A 20173-nucleotide genomic window follows, 5' to 3' on the forward strand; every position below is an offset into this window, starting at 1 on the left:
TTTCTCCGGCGGCGCTGGTTGACAGCGCCCGACAATCGACCCTAAGTTAACCACAATTCGCAAAGTTAACCACTATTCATGGCCGACGGACTGCCGAATTCCAGCGTAGGAGCGAACATGAGCAACACCGATTCCGCGGATGCCGCCGATGTGCCTGCGGCCGCCACGGGGTTCACGGCGGTCACGGACGGCAAGGTGCTCCGCGTCACGATCACCAAGCCGAAGCGCAAGAACGCCATCGATTACGACACGATGGTGGCGCTCGGGGACGTCTTCCTCGCCGCTGCCGAGGACCGCGCGGTGCGTGTGATCGTCCTGACCGGCGAGGGCGGCGACTTCTGCACCGGCGCCGATCTGTCGGCGAGCGTGGACGAGGCGCGCCGCGGCATCACCTCGGACATGGTGATGGATGCGGCGAACCGGCTGGTGCGCGCCATCGTCGACGCGCCGGTGCCGGTGATCGCACGCATCCGGGGCGCCGCGGCGGGCGTGGGCGTCGGCATCGCGCTGGCCGCCGACCTGGTCTACGCCAGCGAGGATTCCTACCTGCTGCTGGCTTTCATCAACATCGGCTTGATGCCCGACGGCGGCGCGGCCGCGCTGGTCGCCGCGGCGGCAGGCCGCCCGCTTGCCGCGCGGATGGCGCTGCTCGGTGAGCGCCTGCCCGCTCCTGCCGCCAGGGCCGCCGGATTGTGCACGGCGGTCGTTCCCGACAACGAACTCGACGACGCGGTCGCGGAGGCCGTCGCGAAGATTGCCGCGGGGCCGCGCCGGGCGCTGGAATTGACCAAGCAAGCGCTGAACCAGGCCACGCTGACCGCGCTGGACGCGGCGCTGGCCGCCGAAAAGGCCGGGCAGACCGAGTTGTTGCGGTCCCCGGATTTCGCCGAGGGCGCCACGGCGATGCTCACCAAGCGCAAACCCGTCTTCGCCGACTGATCGGGCCGCCGCGACGAAGGCGGCGACAGGCGACTATGTTCATCGGCTATGACTTACCTGGTTACCGGGGCAACTGGGTTCATCGGTCGGTTCCTCATCCCCGAGCTCCTGAAACGCGAGGGTGACATCCATGTACTGGTCCGGCCGGGTGACGCCTCGGCCGACCGGTTCGCCTGCTGTGCGCAGGAATGGGCGGGCGGCGACCGCGTCCGCTTGGTGTGCGGCGATCTCGGCGCACCCGGGCTCGGCATCGACCCCGCCTGGCTGGCGCGGCATCGCGGCGGCATCGAGCACGTCTTCCACTTGGCGGCCGGCTACGACCTGACCGAGCGCGGCGACGAAACCCGGCATCTGGTCGACGTCGCCGAGGAGCTGAACGCCGATCTGCTGCACCATGTCTCGACCGTGGAGGTGGCCGGGTCCAGCGAGGGCCTGTTCACCGAGGACATGTTCGACCACGGTCAGTCGCTGGCCACGCCGATGCAGCGTGCCGAATTCGAGGCCGAGCGGATCGTGCGGGAGTCCTCCCTGCGCTGGCGCATCTATCGTCCGTCGATCGTGATCGGCCATTCCAGGACCGGCGAAATCGATCGCATCGATGGGCCGTACTACTTCTTCCGGCTGCTGCGGATGGGCGCGCAACTGCCCAGGCTCCTGCCGGTGCTGGTGCCCAAGCTGGGCGAGACCAACATGGTCCCGGTCGATTTCGTCGCGCGTGCCCTGGACCACATCGCGCACCAGCCCGGCTCGGACAAGACCACCTACCACCTGGTCGACCCGCGCAGGCAGAGCGCGGTCGAGGCGCTGAACCTGTTCGCCGATGAGGCGGGCGCGCCGCACCTGGTCGAGGTGATGCCCAAACGCAGCCTCGACATGATGCTGCGCGTCCCCGGCGCCAACTGGCTGCTGCCCCGCGTCGGCGTCCCGCTGGATGTCCTGGCGCACAGCGAGTTCACCTGCTGGTTCGACTGCCGCCACACCAGTGCGGCGCTCGCGGGCAGCGATATCAAGGTTCCGCCGCTGGACGCCTACGCGCCGCGGATCTGGAAGTACTGGATCGAGAACTGGGTCTGATCCGCGCTTCCGGCCAGGATGAGGGCCACTGGTGAAGCGCGCCAAGGGAATCGCCGAAAAGCCGACCGCCTGGTCGCCCCAGGTGGGCGACCAGGCGGTCGGAAGGGCTGCGCCGGGTGATCCGGATCGGGTCAGCGGCTCAGATGCCGAGGCCGCTCGCGAGCACCGGCCACGAGAGCTGGAACTCGTCGCGCCAGTAACCCCACGAGTGGGTGCCGGAGTTGCGGAAGTTGTACGTGGCCGGGATACCCAGCTGGTCCAGCTTGGTCTTCAGGTTGTGCGTGCAGTAGTTGGTGCCCGCCTCGATCACGCCGCCGATGATGATCTGGTTGGCCAGACCGTAGGGGCCGGGCAGGGCGTACTGGCCGTTCAGCGTGTCGTGCTGGCCGGGCAGGCCGTTGCCGGTGGAGATGTAGAGCCCGAGCCCGCGCAGTCCCTCGGCGTTCACGTACGGGTCGTTGGCCACCCACTCCGGCCCGCCCTCAGGACCCCACATGTTCTCGGTGTTGCCGCCGCCCCAGGTCTCCACGGTCAGCTTCACGAACCGCGCGCCGACCGGGTCACTGGTCTGCGCGCAGCCGCTGTAGGCCGCGGCGGCCTTGTACAAGCCCGGCTTGTAGATCGGCAGCGCGAGCACCGTAGTGCCCGAGGTGGACAGGCCCGCGATGGCGTTCACGCCATTGGTGCCGAGCGCGCCATCGATCAGCGGCGGAAGCTCCTCGGTGAAGAAGGTCTTCCACTTGTTGCGGCCCAGTACCGGATCGTCCTTGATCCAGTCGGTGTAGTAGCTCCACTTGCCGCCGATCGGCTGGATCACGTTGACGTTCTTGTCCGACAGGAACTGCAGCGCGTCGGTCCTGGCCTGCCACGAGGCGTCGTCCTCGCCGCCGCCCGCGCCGTTGAGCAGGTACAGCGTCGGGCGCGGCACGGACGCGTCGGCCGGGCGCTGGACATCGATGATGATCTTCTCGTCCATGGCCGCCGAGTAGACGTACAGCCGGATGCTGCGCGAGTCCTTGTACTCGGCCTTGGTGATACGCGAACCGTCCGGGGCGACCGGGTTGCCCAGCAGGGTTTTCGAATCGATGATCGGATCAGCTGTCGCACTGGACGCGCCGAGACCGGTCATCACTCCCGCGAGCACTGCCGTTGCCGCGATCGCTGCCGCGGCACGCAGGCCGCCGCGCCGGGTCTGTCGACGTATCAATTTCGCACCTTCGCTTCGTCTCGAGATTCGCTCTGCATGCCCCACGCGCCGGGGTGGAGCCCTGGAACACCACGCCGACCATACGGCCTATGTAGTCGTGACAACAGGGGACATTGTTACCGCACCGTTGCCCCATCATGCCCGAACCGATTCGATTCGATCATGACCGGCCCAGGTTCGGTGGGGTTTCCCACCCTGGGGGATGAAGTAGTTCGGACAATCGGGGGCCGATCTGCGCCAAAGCTTCCGGAGCAGTCATCTGGTCGTGCGCGACGCCGACTGGATGATCGTCGACCGGACCGTCGACGTACGGTTGCCAGCCGGCCGCCGCGGTGTCGTGCCCGGCCGCGCTGAAGTAGTGCAGGCGACCACGGAAGACCTGCGGCCGGTGTTCGGCGATCAGCTCGGCCGAGCGCACCGCGCTGCGGTAGATCCGGCGCACCCGCTCGGGTGTGAGCACCGCCATGTCCGGGGGGATCGTGGCGTGCAAAGCGGCCAGCGCGTCCTCGCTCAGTTCGTGGATGTCGCCGTGGCCGGGCAGCAGGGCGTCCGCGCCGATGCCGAGCTCGGCCAGCGCCTCGCGGATCGCCGCCCGGAAGTCGGTGACGTCGATGTCCGGGTGGCTGTCCAGCATGGTAAGCAGCCCGATCTCCTCGCCGGCGGCCTGCAACTGGGTCGCCACGGCGTGCGCCAGCACACCCCCGAGCGACCAGCCGAGCAGCCGGTAGGGCCCGTGCGGCTGCACCGCGCGGATCTCGGCCACGTAGCGGCGCGCCATCTCGGTCAGCGACGCAGGCAGGTAGCCGTCTTCGGTCAGCGCGGGCGATTGCAGGCCGAAGATCGGCGTGCTCGCGGGCACGTAGCGGGCCAGACCCGCGTAACACCAGGACAATCCGTACATCGGGTGCAGGCAGAACAGCGGCTGGGCCGCGGCCACGTCGTGCGGCACCATCGTCCGGATCGGCAGCAGCACCTCGAGCGCGGCGTTCGAATCCAGGTCGTAGTCGTGGTCGTCGGCCAGCGCCGCGAGGATGCGGGCGGCCAGTGACGCCGGGGTCGAATCGGTAAAGAACCACTGCACCCGCACCTCGGCGCCGCTGAGCGCGCGCAGCCTGCTGGCCGCGCGCGTCGCGACCAGCGAGTTGCCGCCCAGCTCGAAGAAGTCGTCGTCCATGCCGACGCGGCGTCCGTCGCGGAGGTCGAGCACCTCGCCGAACACGTCGAGCACGGTGCGCTCCAGCGGCGTGCTCGGCGCGCGATAGGGACGCGCCGCCGGCGGCGGCACGGGCAGCGCCTTGCGGTCGAGTTTGCCGCTGGCGTTCAGCGGGAGCTCATGGAGCGCGACCACCGCCGAGGGCACCATGTAGGACGGCAGCGCGCCGCGCGCGTGCAGCAGCAGTGCCGCCTCGTCGATGGTCTCACCCGGCACCGGGACCACGTACGCGACCAGCCGGTCCCCGGTCGCGCCGCGCACCAGCGATACCGCCGCGTGCCGCACCCCCGGGTGGGCGACCAGCACGGTCTCGATCTCGCCCAGCTCCACCCGCTGGCCCCGCAGTTTGACCTGGAAATCACTGCGACCCAGATACTCCAGAGCTCCGCCACGCCAGCGCACGATGTCACCGGTGCGGTAGAGCCGGGTCCCGCCGGTATGGGCGACGAAACGCTCGGCAGTGAGGGCCGCGGCGCCGAGATAGCCACGAGCCAGCTGCACACCCCCGACATACAGCTCGCCCGCCGCCCCCGGCGGTACCGGCCGCAACTGCCGGTCGAGCACGTGCACGCGGGTGTTCGCCACCGGCACGCCGATCGGGATCGCCACCACGGCGGTGTCGCGCACCGGATGATCCGTGACCACGGTGGCTTCGGCGGGGCCGTACCAATTGATCAGGGCCACACCGGGTGCGGCGGCGGCGAAGGACGCCGCTGTCTCGCCGGACAGCGCCTCGCCCGCGGCGAACACCCGCCGCAGCGACGGGTACTCCATGGCCGGGTTGGCCACCGGGTCGAGGAAGGCCTCCAGCATCGAGGGAACGAAATGCACTGTGGTGACGGCGTTCTCATTGATGACCCGGGCCAGGTAGGCCGGGTCGCGGTGACCGTCGGGCTCGGCGATGACGATCGCGGCACCGGTCTGCAAGGGCCAGAACAACTCCCACGTGGAGATGTCGAAGGTGATCGGCGTCTTGTGCAGCACCACGTCGCCGCCGGCGTGCGGATAGGCCAGCTGGGCCCAGCGGAACTGGTTGACCATCTGCCGGTGCGTGATCATGACGCCCTTCGGGCGACCGGTGGAGCCCGAGGTGTGGATGACGTAGGCGACGGTGTCCGGGTGGACGTACTCCTGCGGCCAAGGTCCCTGGTAGGGAGCCAGATACAGGGTGTCGACGGCGACCACCGGAATGCCGGTCGCGGTGTCGAACCCGTCGGCGGTGGTGGTCAGCGCGCAGATCGGAGCGGCGCTGTCGAGCACGTACTCGCTGCGCTCGGCCGGATGGTCCGGATCGATCGGCAGGTAGCCGCCACCGGTCCGCAGCACCGCGTAGATCGCGACGACCAGGTCGATGCCGCGCCGCATGGCCACAGCGACCAGCGTCTCCGGACCGACGCCCCAGCGCATCAGCTCGACCGCCAGCGACCGTGCGCGCGAGTCGAGTTCGGCGTAGCTGAGGGTGACATCGCCGTAGCGCACCGCGGGCGCGTCCGGCGTGCGGGCCACCTGTGCGTCGAACAGCGACAGCAGCGTCGCGTCGTCGAGCAGTTGCGGCACGTCGGTGGCGTTGCGCGCCGCAAGCTCCGCGCGCTCGTCGTCGAGCAGCACGTCGATCTCGCCGACCCGCGCCTGCGGCGTGGTCACGAAGCGGCCGATCAGCGCCGACAGCCGCTGCGCCAGAGTCAGTGCCGCGGGTTCGTCGAACAGGTCGCGCAGGTACTTCACCGAGACGCGCAGCTGACTGTCGAGCACCACCATCACGGTGAGCGGGTAATGGGTGCCGTTGACCGCGCCGACGCCGCTGACGCTCATGCCGTCGATGTCGCTGGCTCGGTCCAGTCCCTCCCGGTCCACGGGGAAGGATTCGAACACCACGAGCGAGTCGAACAACCCTTCCACGCCGATCGCGTCCTGGATATCGCTGAGGCCCAAGTAGTGGTGGTCCAGCAGCGCGGCTTGCTCGGCCTGCAACTGACGCAGCAATCCGCCGAGGGTCAGGGTCGCTCCCAGTCGCACCCGTACCGGGATCGCGTTGAGGAACAGGCCGACCATCGCCTCGACGCCGTCCAGCTGCGGCGGACGCCCGGACACGGTGGCGCCGAAGACCACGTCGTCCCGATCGACGCTGCGGCCGATCAGCAGACCCCACGCCGCTTGCACCACGGTGTTGACCGTGACGCCGAGACCCGAAGCGAGCCGGGTCAGCGCGGTGGTATCGGCCTGGGACAGTTCGAAACCGACCTCGCCGACACCCGCGGAGATCTCACGTCCCGGGTCCACCGGCGCCAGTGGTGTCGGCTCGGTGATACCGGCCAAGGCGGTGCGCCATGCCGCGCGCGCCGCCTCCGCGTCCTGCGCCACCAGCCAGGCCAGGTAGTCGCGGTAGGACGGCACCGTCGGCAGGTGCCGCGAGTTGCCGCCCAGCGCGTACAGCGTCAGCAGGTCCTTCATCAACAGCGGCATGGACCAGCCGTCGATCAGGATGTGGTGGCTGGTCACCAGCAGGTGGTAGGCGCCCGCGGCGGAACGGATCAGCGCGAACCGCAGCAGCGGCGCGGTCCGCATGTCGAAATGGTCGGCCAGATCGGCCGCCTTGATCCGCTCCAGCTCAGCTGTGGCCGCGGCGGGTTCCAGCTGCCGCAGATCGATGAGCCGCCACGGCACCTCCAGCGAACCCTGCACGATCTGCACGGGATTGCCCTCGCTGTCGTCGGCGAAGGCGACGCGCAGGTTGTCGTGCCGATCCAGCACGGCTTGCGCGGCGGCGTGCATCCGGCGGGCGTCCACCGCGCCGCTGAGTTCGAGCACGAACTGGGTGGTGTAGACGTCCACCGAGGACTCCGCGAGCAGGGCGTGGAACAGCATGCCCGATTGCAGCGGCGTGACCGGCCAGGCGTCCGACAGGTCCGGGTAGGCGCGGGTGAACCGGTCGATGTCGGGCTGCTTCAGCCGCACCAGCGGGAAGTCCGATGGCGTGAATCCGCCCGCGTCGGGGCGCAATCCATGCTCGGCGAGGCCGCCGAGCGCGCGAATCCAATGCTCGGCGAAGACCTTCGCGTCCTCGCCGCGGAACGCCGCGGCGGCGAAATCGAACCGGGCCAGCAGGCCGTCGTCGGTGGCGTCGACGGTCAGCACGAGCAGCAGGTCGTCGGACGGGAGATCGGTGTGCACCCGGGCCGGGCGCAGATCCCGGTAGCGCAGCGCGAACCGGCCGCGGCCGAGTCCGCGCAGCTCGGCGGCCGTGTCGGCGTTGAGGTAGCGCAGCAGACCGTAGCCGACGCCACGTGCGGGCACCGACCGGCGGAGCTCCTTGATCTGCGCGATCGCGGTGCCCGCGGCGGGGCCGCCGATCAGGGCGTCTTCGATGTCGATCCTGGTCAGCCGCAATGGCAGCGGATACTCGGTGACGAAGCCGCCCACCATGCTCTCCGCGTCGGCGTGGGTGGCCGCGCGGCCGTCGGCGGGCAGACGCACGACCGAACCGATCGCGCGCGTCACGGTCTCGCCCGCGGAGGTGCGCAGCGCCAGGGCCAGCGCGGTGAGCAGGATGTCCGCCACCCCGGTGTGATAGGCCTCGGCCGCGGCGGCGACGGCCTCCGCCCCCTCCGCGGTGATGGTGAGCGAAACCCGGCTGCGTGCGCTCAGATCCCGTCCATCGGCACCCGCGCCTTCCGGAATGGTGCCCAGAGCCCGCCGCCACCAGTCCATTTCGGCAACCGTGGCCGGATCGTGCGCCCTGGCCGACAACGCGCGAATGACCATGCCGAGGCCGGATTCCGGCGCAGCGGGCGCCGCGTGGCGGGCCCGGTTCCAGCTCCCGGTGAGCTGGTCGACGATGACGCGCCAGGAGACGTCGTCGACCACGAGGCTGCCGGCCACCACGATGAGCGTCGAGCGAGCCTCGGGACCGCCCGTGAGCACGAAGTGGATGTTGCGGCCCTGTTCCGGGTCCAGCGCCGCCGCGGCCGCCTGCACCACGTCGTCGATCGGCAGCGAGGTCTCGCCGTGCCGCGGGTCCAGCCTGCGGAACGCCTCGCCGGTGCGCTCGGCGACCGGGGGGATACGCAGCATCGGCACGCCGTCGGCGTACTCCACCCGCACCCACAGCATCGGATGCTGGTCGAGCAAGGCGGCCACCGCGCCGCGCACCGTCTCGGCAGAGCAGGTCTCCGGGACGTCGAGGGCGATGGCCCGCACCTCGATGCCCTCGTCCAGCATGCGCGCCGCCTCCGCGGTGAGCGGTAGGTCGCCTGCCTCGTCACCGGGGCCGCCCTCGACCGCGGCGGCGCGGGCCAGCGCGGCGACCGTCCTGCACTCGAAGACGTCGCGCGGCGTGAACGTGACGCCGCGGGCGCGTGCGCGGGAGACCACCTGGATGGACACGATGCTGTCGCCGCCGAGGGCGAAGAAGTCGTCGTCCAGACCGACTCGTTCGACGCCGACCACTTCGCCGATCACCTCGGCGATCACCACTTCTGCCGGGGTCAGCGGCGCGCGGTAGGCGCGGGTCTCCAGTGCCGGTTGCGGCAGCGCCTTGCGGTCCAGCTTGCCGACCGGCGTCAGCGGGATGGCGTCGAGCACCATGATCGCCGCGGGCACCATGTACTCCGGCAGCGTGCGCCCGATCCGGTCGGTCAGCGCGGCCGGATCGACCGTCGCTCCCTTGGCCGGGAGCACGTACGAGACCAGAATCGTCGCGCCGGAATTCGATTCGCGTCCGAGCGTGACCGCGAAGTCGACTTCGGGCTGAGCGGCCAGCGCGGCGTCGATCTCCCCGAGCTCGATGCGGAAGCCGCGCACCTTCACCTGGAAGTCGTTGCGGCCCATGTACTCCACGACGGGCACGCCCTCGCCCCGACGCCAGCGCACCAGATCGCCGGTGCGGTACAGGCGCTCGCCGGGCGCGCCGTACGGATCGGCGACGAACCGCGCGGCGGTGAGTCCCGCACGCGCGTGGTAACCGCGGGCGAGCTGGATGCCGCCCAGATACAGTTCGCCCGCCACGCCTTCCGGCACCGGACGGAGCCTGCTGTCGAGCACCAGCGACCGCATACCGCGGATCGGACCGCCGATGGTGACCGGGTCGCCGGGCCGCAGCGGGTCGCTGATATTGGTCATGATGGTGGTCTCGGTGGGCCCGTAGCCGTTATGGAAAGCGCGCTCCGCTGCCCCGGTCCACTTGGCCGCCAGGTCGGCGGGCACCGCTTCGCCGCCCGCCACGATCACCCGCATGCCCGCCAGCGCGTCCGGGTCGAGCGAGGTGAGCACGGACGGGGTGAGGAAGGCGTGTGTTACGCCCTCGCCGCGAATCAACCCGGCAAGCTCCTCGCCGCCGAACGTCAGCGGCGGCGCCACCACGAGCGCGCCCGCGGAACCGAGCGCGAGCAGCAGTTCCAGCATCGACGCGTCGAACGACGGGGACGCGAACGCCAGTGCGCGCGTGGTCCGGTCGAGCCGATAGCGCTGCACCTGCTCGGCGCTGAAGTTGGCCAGGCCCGCGTGGGTGACGACGACGCCCTTGGGCAGACCGGTGGAGCCGGAGGTGTAGATGACGTACGCGGCGTTCTCGGCGCGCAGCGGCCCGCGCAGCTCAGCGGGCCGCAGCGGCTGGTCCGGCCGCACCGCGACGTCGAAGGTGAAGTCGTGATCGTCCAGCGCGACCCAGGCGCCGCGGGCCAAGGCGGGCAGGTTGGCCAGCTCGGCGGTCAGCGTCACGCCCAGCGCGACACCGGAATCCGCGACCATGTGCGCGATGCGGTCGGCAGGATAGGTCGGATCGATCGGGACGAACGCGGCGCCGGTCTTCGCGACCGCCCACAGCGCGAGCATGTATTCGCCCGAACGCCGGATCGCGATGGCTACCGCCACGTCCGGTCCCGCGCCGCGGTCGATCAGCGCGCGCGCCAATTGCGCGGAGGCGGCGTCGACTTCGGCGTAGCTGAAGCTGCGGCCCCCCGCGACCACGGCGACGCCGGTCGGGTTCGCGGCGACAGCGGCGGCCATCAGGTCCGGCAGGGTGCTCGGCGGCACCGCGGGCCCGCCGGTGCGCGTGATCAGGTCGACGCGCTCGGAGTCGTCCAGGATCTCCAGATCGCCGACGGCGGTGCCCGGGTGCCGCGCGACGGCGGCGAGCACGCGGCGGAACCGGCGGCCGAACTCGACGACCGTTCGCTCATCGAAGAGATCACGGGCGTAGGTGAATTCGGCGGCGAGACCGGCCTCGGCGCCCGCCTCGGTGCGCTGCTCGCGCACGGTGAGCAGCAGGTCGAACTTGGCGGTGTCGGCGACCGGGTCGAGCGCGGTGAAGCTGAGGCCGGGCAATTCGAAACTGGTGACCGCGAGGTTCTCGAACGACAGCGCCACCTGGAACAGCGGATGGCGGCCCGCCGAGCGCTCCGGGTCCAGCGCCTCGACCAACCGCTCGAACGGGATGTCAGCGTTGGCGAAGGCGCGCAGATCGGTTTCCCGGTTGGCGGCCAGCAACTCGGTGAAGTCCAGGCCGGGCGCGACCCGGGTGCGCAGCACCAGGGTGTTGACGAACATGCCGATCAGATCATCGAGTTCGGCTTCGCCGCGGCCCGCGACGGGGGTGCCGATGACGATGTCGTCGGTGCACGACAAGCGAGACAAGAAGATGGCGAACGCGGTGTGCACGACCATGAACAGCGTGGCGTTGTGCTGTCTGGCCAGCTCCACCAGTGCGGCGTGCACGTCCGCGTCGACGACGAAATCGGTCTTGCCGCCCGCGAAAGACTGGGCGGGCGGACGGGGGCGGTCCGCAGGCAGGTTCAGCTCGTCGGGCAGGTCGGCGAGTTCCGTTGTCCAATAGGACAATTGCGCACCGGCGAGCGAGTCGGGGTCCTCGTCGGTGCCGAGCACCTCGCGCTGCCACAGAGCGTAGTCGGCGTACTGGATCGGCAGCGGCGCCCAGGACGGCGCCTCGCCCCCGCCGCGCGCCGCGTAGGCCACCATCAGGTCCCTGGTCAGCGGGCCCATCGACCAGCCGTCCGCGCTGATGTGATGCGCGACGAACACCAGCACATACTCGGTGCCCGCGAGCTGGAACAGCTTGGCGCGGAAGGGCACCTCGCTGGTCACGTCGAAACCGGCCGCGACGATCCGTTGCACTTCGTTGGCGACGTGCTCGTCGCCGATCTGCGCCGGAGCCAGATCCACCGGCACGTCGTACGGCGCGAGCACCTGCTGCACCGGGCCGTCCGGCGTCTGCGGGTAGATCGTGCGCAGGATCTCGTGGCGCGCGACGATATCCGCCACCGCCTGCTGCAACGCGACGACGTCGAGGTCACCGGACAGGCGGATCGCGGCCGGGATGTTGTAGACCGAGGCCGAGGTGTCGAACTGGTTGAGGAACCACATGCGCTGCTGCGCGAACGACAGCGGGATGCGATCGGGACGTTGCCCGGCGACCAGCGGGGTGCGTTTGCGCTCCCCCGCGTCCCGTTCGACCTTGACCGCCAATCCGGCGACAGTGGACGCCTCGAACAGGACCCGCACCGGCACCCGGGCGTCCAGCGCCGCGCCGATCCGGGCGGCGACCTGCGTCGCGAGCAACGAGTTACCGCCGAGCGCGAAGAAATCGTCGTCCGCGCCGACCCGTTCGACGCCCAGCACTTCGGCGTAGACCGCGGCGACGATCTCCTCGATCGGCGTCGACGGCGCACGGAAAGCCTGAACCTCGAACTCCGGCTCCGGCAACGCCTTACGATCCAGCTTGCCGTTGACGTTCAACGGCAACGCATCCAGCACCACGAACGCCGACGGCACCATGTACGACGGCAAACCAGCCGACAGCGCGGACTTGACCGCGGCCATGTCTACGTCGCCGTCGGCCGAGACCAGATACGCCACCAGGCGATCACCGGTCTTGGGATCGGACTTCGCGACTACCGCTGCCTGCGCGATCACCGGCAAGGCCAACAGCGCGGCCTCGATCTCACCCAGCTCGATCCGGAATCCACGAATCTTCACCTGGAAGTCCGAACGACCCCGATACTCCAGCTCACCATCGGCATTCCAAGCCACCAGGTCACCGGTGCGATACATCCGCGCACCCGGCTCGAACGGATTCGCCACAAAACGATCCGCCGTCAAATCCGCACGACCGAAGTAACCACGCGCCAACTGCGCACCAGCCAAATACAACTCACCCGAAACACCCACCGGAACCGGACGCAAACGCCCATCCAGCACATAAACCCGGCTGTTCCACTCCGGCACACCGATCGGCACCAACGTCTCATCGGCAAGCGTGACCCGGTGGCTGGTGATCGACACCGCCGCCTCGGTCGGGCCGTACAAATTGAACAGCTCCGTGCCGGGGTGCTCGCGCAGGAAACGCTGCGCTACCGCGCCCGGCAGAGCTTCACCGATCGCCAGCACCCGTCGCGGCGACCAGCCGGCCGAAGCGTCACCCACGGCCGCCCGGTGCACCAGCAGCGCATCGAGCATCGACGGCACCACATGCAACGTCGTGACGGATTCCCGCGCCATCAGCTCGTTGAGGTACGCCGGGTCCCGATGACCATCCGGCGCCGCGATGACCAGCCGCCCACCGCACACGGCGGCCGACCAGAACTCCCACACCGACAAGTCGAACGTCGCCGCCGTCTTGAGCAGCACCGCGTCGTCGGGTGCCAGCCCGAATGCGCTGGATTTCCACAGCATTTGGTTGACGGCGGCGGCGTGCGGCACGGCGACACCCTTCGGGCGGCCGGTCGAACCCGACGTGAAGATGACGTACGCCGTGTTCTCCGGCCGCAGCGGAGCGACCCGCTCGCTGTCGGTGATCGGCCCGCTCGCCACTTCCCTCAGCTCGAGCTCTTCCAGCCGCACCACGGGGGCGACAGCGGTTTCGAACTCGGCATCGGTCAGCACGCACACAGGCTGAGCAGTCGCCAGGACGTACTCGTTCCGGTCCGCGGCTCGGCCGGGGTCGACCGGCACGTACGCGCCACCGGCCTCCGACACCGCGTACATCGCCACGACCAGGTCTATCGATCGATGGAATGCCAGCGCCACCCGGGATTCGGGGCCGACGCCCACCGAGATCAAGTAGCGGGCGAGGCGGTTCACCCGCGCCCCCAGCTCGGCGTAGCTCAGCTGCGTGCGTCCGCCCCCGGGCCGGTCCGCGACGAGTGCGACCGCTCCGGGCGCCGCCGCGATCGATCGCCGCAGCAGCAATCCCAGCGTCGCGGCAGGTTCCACCGGGTGTGTCGTGTCGTTCCATCCAGCGAGGTCGGTGCGCTCGGTGTCGGCGAGGATGTCGATATCCCCGACCGGCACCGTCGCGTCGGCGACCACGGCGGACAGAACTCGCGATAGTCGGTCGGCGAATCCCTGCACCGTTCTCGCGTCGAAAAGGTCTGTCGCATAGGTGAGGAATCCACCGATACCGGCGGGCGCACCCGACTCGTCATACGCATCGCCGACGATCAAATGCAGATCGAACTGCGACACAGCCAAATCGGCATCGACGCCGGCCACCGTCAAACCGGGCAGCTCCAACGCGGTACGCGCGACATTCTGGAACGACAGTCCCACCTGGAACAACGGATGACGCGCCGTGGACCGCGGCGGATCGAGCACCTCCACCAACCGCTCGAACGGCACGTCGGCGTGGGCGAACGCCTCGAGATCGATATCCCGCTGCCGCGCGAGAATGTCCGCGAACGAGTCGCCGCCGTCGACCCGGGAGCGGAACACCACCGTGTTGACGAACATGCCGATCAAATCATCGAGCTCACGCTCACCACGCCCGGCGACCGGTGTGCCGACCGCGATGTCGTCCGAGCCGGACAGCCGGGCCAGCAACACCGCGAATGCCGTGTGCACCACCATGAACAACGTGGCGCCGTGCGCACGGGCGAGTTCGACCAGTCCGGCGTGTGTCGCCGCGTCGATCCCGACGTCCACCCGCGCGCCTGCCAGCGACGCAACGGCCGGACGGGGGCGATCGGCGGGCAACTCCAGCAAGTCGGGCAGATCGGCCAACTGGGCCCGCCAGAATCCGATCTGCTGGGCGGCGATCGACTCCGGATCCGATTCCTCGCCCAACACCGCACGCTGCCACAACGCATAGTCCGCGTACTGCACCCGCAGCGGCGACCACCCCGGCGCCTCACCCGAGGTTCGCGCCGCATAAGCGGTCATCACATCCCGCACCAGCGGACCCATCGACGACGCGTCGGCGGCAATGTGATGCACGACCACAGCCAGCACGTATTCGTTCGGCGTATCGGTGATTTCCAGCAGCCGCACACGCACCGGCACTTCGGCCGTCACATCGAAGGGTGTGGCTGCGAGCGCATAGACCTCGCGCGCGACCCCGGTGGCCGCCACCGGGTGCGCGGCGACGTCCAGCGTCACCTGTCCGGCGGCGAGCACCACCTGGACCGGACCATCCGTGGTCTCCGGGTACACGGTCCGCAGCACTTCGTGCCGCGCGACCACGTCATGCAGCGCCGCGCCCAGCGCCCGCACGTCCAGCTCACCGGTCAACCGCAACGCGAACGGCAAGTTGTATGCGGCCGAACCGATCCGGTCCCCGGCGTCCGCGGACTGATCGAAGCGATTCAGGAACCACATCCGCCGCTGCGCCAACGACAACGGCAACCGCTCCGGCCGCGCGATACTGCCGAGCTCGACACCGCGCTCGCCATGTGTCCGCGACTCGATCGCCGCCGCCAGCGCCGCGACCGTCGGCGTCTCGAACAACGCTCGCACCGGCACCCTGGCACCCACCGCCGCACCCAACCGGGCCACTACCCGGGTGGCGACCAGCGAATTGCCACCGAGCGCGAAGAAATCGTCATCGGCGCCCACTCGACCCAACCCCAGCACCTCGCCGAACACACCCGCCACGATCTCCTCGACGGGCGTGACGGGCGCACGGAATTCGCGTGCGGTGAAAGCGGGTTCGGGCAACGCCTTGCGGTCCAGCTTGCCGCTGGGGTTCAGCGGGAACTCCGCCAGCGCCACGATCGCGGCCGGAACCATATAGGTGGGCAGTATGTCACCGATCGCCGCGAGCAATCCGGCCTGTTCGATCGATTCGCCGGGCGAAGGGACCACGTAGGCCACCAACTGGTCACCCAGCGACGAAGGCGCGACCACCGCTACCGCCTGGCTCACCGACGGCTGCGCCAGCAACGCCGTCTCGATCTCGCCCAGCTCGATCCGCTGACCACGGAACTTGACCTGGAAATCGGTCCGGCCGAGGTAGTCCAGGCGCGGCGGCAGCTCCTCGGTCGCGGCGCGCCAGACCACCAGATCGCCAGTCCGGTACATCCGCTCGCCGAAGGCGAACGGGTTGGCCACGAACCGGTCCGCGGTGAGGTCGGGACGACGCACATAACCGCGGGCCAATTGATCACCGGCGAGGTAGAGCTCGCCCGGAACACCCGCTGGCACCGGTTGCAGGCGTGAATCCAGCACGTATACCTGAGTGTTCCACTGCGGCACACCGATCGGAACGGACCGCTTGTCGCCGGCCATGGCGGGCCAGTAGGTGACCGACACCGCCGCCTCGGTCGGGCCGTAGAGATTGTGCACCGCCGCGTCCGACATCGCCCGCACAGCGGCAACGGTTTCCGGCGGCAGCGCCTCGCCGATCGCGAAGATGTCCCGCAAGCTGGGGCAGGAACCGGGCGCGGTGTGCGCGGCGAACACCGTCAGCATGGAGGGCACGAAATCGGTGACCGTCACGCCCTGTGCGGCAATGGTTTCCGCGACGTACACCGGATCGCGATGCCCATCGTGCGTCGCCAGGACGAGCTTCGCCCCCACGCGCAACGGCATGAAGTAGCCCCACAACGACACGTCGAACGTGGTTGCCGTCTTCTGCAGGTACACATCATCGGGATCGAGCGGATAGGCCGCCAGCATCCAGCTGATCTGATTCTGGATCGCGTGGTGGGAAATCGCGACGCCCTTGGGGCGGCCGGTCGAGCCCGACGTGAAGATCACGTATGCCGGATGGTGCGGCAACAGCGGACGCACCAATTCCTCGTCGCGCACCGGCGAATCGTCGAATCGATCCGGATTCACGGCGTCCAAGAGCAATACCGCGGTGCCTTCGGGGACGTCGACCGCGTCGGCGGAGGTGGTGAGCACGCAGACGGGCTGCGCCGTCTCGAGAATGTGCGCGATGCGTTCGGCTGGATGGTCCGGATCCAGCGGCACGTACGCCCCGCCCGCCGTCACGATCGCGTACATCCCGACTACGAGATCCAGCGACCGGCGAACCGCCAAACCCACCAGCGACTCCGCACCGACGCCCTGCGAAATCAGCAATCTGGCCAGACGGTTCACCCGCGCGTCGAACTCCCGATAGGTGAGCTCGGCGCCCTCGCAGACGACCGCGACCTCGCCCGCATACGCGTCCACGATGCGCCGATAGCCGTCCAGCAAAAGTTCTTCCGGCACCGGATACCGGGTGTTGTTCCACTCGCGCAGCATCCGCTCGCGCTCGGCGGGAGCCAGCAGATCGATAGCGCCGATCGGCTGATCCGGTTCCGCGGCGACGGCGGCGAGCAACCACTCCAGCCGCCAGGCGAACTCGGCGATCGTCGCCTCGTCGAACAGGTCGGTGGCGTAGGTGAACATCGCTGTGAACCCCGTAGCGCCGCCCGCACCGCTCGGCACCACCGTCAATTGCAGATCGAATTTCGCGACCGCACCGCCGAATTCCACCGAGCGCGCCGACAACCCGGGTAGATCGATCTCCGGCTTGGTCATGTTCTGGAAGAACAGCGCCACCTGGAACAGCGGGTGGTGCGCCTGCGACCGCACCGGGTCCAGCACCTCGACCAGCCGCTCGAACGGCAGCTCGGCATGCGAGAACGCCGCCAGATCAGATGCTTTCGCTTGCTCGAGCAGCGTGCGGAAGGACGCGCCCAGGTCGATCCGGGTGCGCAGCACCAGCGTGTTGACGAACATGCCGATCAGTCCGTCGAGTTCCCGCTCGCCACGACCGGCGACGGGCGTGCCGATGGTGATGTCGTCGGTGCCGGTGAGCCGGGCGAGCAGCACCGCGAACGCGCTGTGCAGCACCATGAACTCCGAGGCGCCCGCGCTGTGTGCCAGTTCGGCGAGTCCGTGGTGCACCGAAGCGTCCACCGCGAAGGTGTACTCCGCGCCCTGCCCGGACGCGACGGGCGGGCGCGGACGGTCCGAGGGTAGGTCGATCCGGTCCGGAATGCCCGCCAGGGCGCGACGCCAGTACGCGATCTGCGCGGCCGCGACCGAATCCGGGTCGTTCTCGTCGCCGAGCACGGCGCGCTGCCAGAGCGTGTAGTCCGCGTACTGCACCGGCAGCGGAGCCCACGCCGGCTTCGCCCTGTTGCGCCGGGAAAGGAACGCGCTGAGCAGATCCCGCAGGAACGGCGCGACCGAGGCGCCGTCGGCGGCGATGTGGTGCACCACCACGACGATCACGTGGTCGTCCGGCGCGAGTTCGGCCAGCGCGATGCGCAGCGGCACCTCGGCGGCGACATCGAAACCGGTCAGCGCCAGTCCGCGCAGCCAGTCGGGCAATTCGTGCTCGGCGAGCGGTTTCGGCGCGAGGTCGGGGACGGCGCGAGCCGCGGGCACGACCACCTGATAGCCGGTGCCGTCCACCGCCGGATACATCGTCCGCAACGTCTCATGACGCTCGATCACATCCGCGACCGCCGCCTGCAACGCCGCCACGTCCAACACACCGGACAACCGCACCGCGAACGGAATATTGTTCGCCGCCGAATCAGTGTCGAACTGATTCAAGAACCACATCCGCTGCTGCGCGGGCGACAACGGCACTCGCTCCGGGCGCTCCACCGCCACCAGCGCACGCCGGTCCCCGGCACCCTTCATCGGCTCCAGCCGCGCGGCGAGCCCGGCGACGGTGGGAGTCTCGAAGACCAGCCGGGCGGGTACCCGCGCCGCGATGGCGGCCCCGATCCGGGCCGCGACCTGCGTCGCGATCAGCGAATTGCCGCCGAGTTCGAAGAAGTCGTCGTCCGCGCCGACCGGTGCACCCGGGCCGAGCAGTTCGCCGAACACCTCGGCCACCAGCTCTTCCAGCGGGCCGACCGGCGCGCGGTACACCTTGGTCTGCAGACGCGGCACCGGCAGCGCCGCGCGGTCCAGCTTGCCCACCGGCGTCAGCGGGATCTTCTCCAGCACCATGACCACCGTCGGCACCATGTGCGCGGGCAGGCTCCGCTCGGCGAAGGCGGCCAGTTCGGCCGCGTCGGCGACCATCCCGGGCGCGGCGTGCACGTAGGAGACGAGGATCGTGGCGCCGCTGTCCAGGTCGTGCCCGACGGTGACGGCGAAGTCGACGCTCTCGTGCGCGGCCAGCACCGCGTCGATCTCACCCAGCTCGATGCGAAAACCGCGGATCTTGACCTGGAAGTCATTGCGACCCAGATACTCCAACTCGCCGTTCGGCGTCCAGCGCACCAGGTCGCCGGTGCGATAGAGCCGCGAACCGTTCGGGTCGAACGGGTTGGCCACGAAGCGGGACGCGGTCAGCCCGGGTCGTTCGTGGTAGCCGCGGGCCAGCTGGGCGCCGGTGATGTACAGCTCGCCGACCACGCCGCTCGGGACGGGGGCCAGGCGTTCGTCCAGCACGTATTCGGTGACGGCCCGGATCGGCGCACCGATGGTCACCGGCTCTCCCGGTACCAGCGGCGCGCTGATATTGGTCATGATCGTGGTCTCGGTCGGCCCGTACCCGTTGCAGAACTCGCGGGTCCGCCCACCGGAGACCGGCAGCACCCAGCGCCGTACCAGTTCGGCCGGGCACGCCTCGCCACCGGCGACCACCACGCGCAACTCGTCGAGCCCGGCCGGGTCCACCGAGGCGAGCGCGGCGGGCGTGACGAAGGCGTGCGTGACCGCCTCCCTGCGCACCAGGCACGCGAGCTCCTCGCCGCCGAACACGGTGGGGGAAGCGACCACCATCGTGGCCGCGCCCCCCAGCGCGAGCAGCAGTTCCAGCACTGACGCGTCGAACGAGGGCGACGCGAAATGCAATGTCCGCGACGCGCTGGTCACCCGGTATCGGTCCCGCTGCTCCGCGCAGAAACTCGCCAGCCCCGCCTGGGTGACGACCACGCCCTTCGGCTTGCCGGTGGACCCGGAGGTGTAGATGACGTAGGCGGGATGTTCCGCCCGGAGCGGGCGCACCCGGTCGGTGTAGGTCACCGGGTCGGCCGGAAACTCCTCCAGCCGCCGCGCGCACTCGGCGGTGTCGATGGACAGCCACTCGACCTGGTCCGGTAGGTCGGCGCGGACCTCGTCGACGGCCAGCCCGAAGACCGCGCCCGAGTCGACGATCATGTGCTCCACGCGATCGGCCGGGTAGTTCGGATCGACCGGGACGAATCCCGCGCCCGTCTTCGCGACCGCCCAGACCGCGACCACGGAGTCGGTCGACCGCGGTATCCCGATCGCGACCAGGTCCTCGGGGCCGACGCCGCGATCGATCAGCAGCCGGGCCAGGCGGGTGGACCGCTCGTCCAGCTCGGCGTAGCTCAGCGTGGCCAGCGTCGCCGCGGCGTCGGCGTAGATCACGGCGGTGCCGCTCGGGTTGGCCTCCACCGCGGTGGCCATGAGCTGCGGCAGCGTGGTGACGCGGGGGCGGCGGGTCCGGGTCGGGCGCACACGGGCCGGGCGGGTCATGCGCGCACCGCTCCCGCAGTCTCGTCACACCGCTGCCGGACCGCCCGAACCAT

4 protein-coding genes are annotated in these 20173 nt (G+C 69.7%); 2 read left to right on the plus strand and 2 right to left on the minus strand.

Annotated features, from left to right (window positions below):
* The first annotated feature begins 117 nt into the window (after positions 1-117).
* Both IU459_RS09290 and IU459_RS09295 read left to right on the plus strand, forming a co-directional pair.
* Complete coding sequence (locus tag IU459_RS09290; protein ID WP_195129060.1) at positions 118-939, plus strand: enoyl-CoA hydratase-related protein; 822 nt, start codon at positions 118-120, stop codon at positions 937-939.
* 48 nt (positions 940-987) lie between these two features.
* A complete protein-coding gene (locus IU459_RS09295; protein WP_195129061.1) occupies positions 988-2013 on the plus strand; it encodes an SDR family oxidoreductase in 1026 nt (341 codons plus the stop codon).
* 139 nt (positions 2014-2152) lie between these two features.
* Here IU459_RS09295 and IU459_RS09300 read toward each other — a convergent pair whose 3' ends face one another.
* Both IU459_RS09300 and IU459_RS09305 read right to left on the minus strand, forming a co-directional pair.
* The gene (locus IU459_RS09300; protein ID WP_195129104.1) at positions 2153-3142 is read right to left on the minus strand and encodes an alpha/beta hydrolase; all 990 of its coding nucleotides are present in this window, start codon (positions 3140-3142) and stop codon (positions 2153-2155) included.
* A 238-nt stretch (positions 3143-3380) separates the two neighbouring features.
* Positions 3381-20102 carry a non-ribosomal peptide synthase/polyketide synthase gene (locus IU459_RS09305; protein WP_440446474.1) on the minus strand — a complete coding sequence of 5574 codons (16722 nt, stop codon included), beginning with the start codon at positions 20100-20102 and terminating at the stop codon, positions 3381-3383.
* Positions 20103-20173 lie beyond the last annotated feature (71 nt).

The organism is Nocardia amamiensis, from assembly GCF_015477605.1.
GTDB lineage: Bacteria > Actinomycetota > Actinomycetes > Mycobacteriales > Mycobacteriaceae > Nocardia > Nocardia amamiensis_A.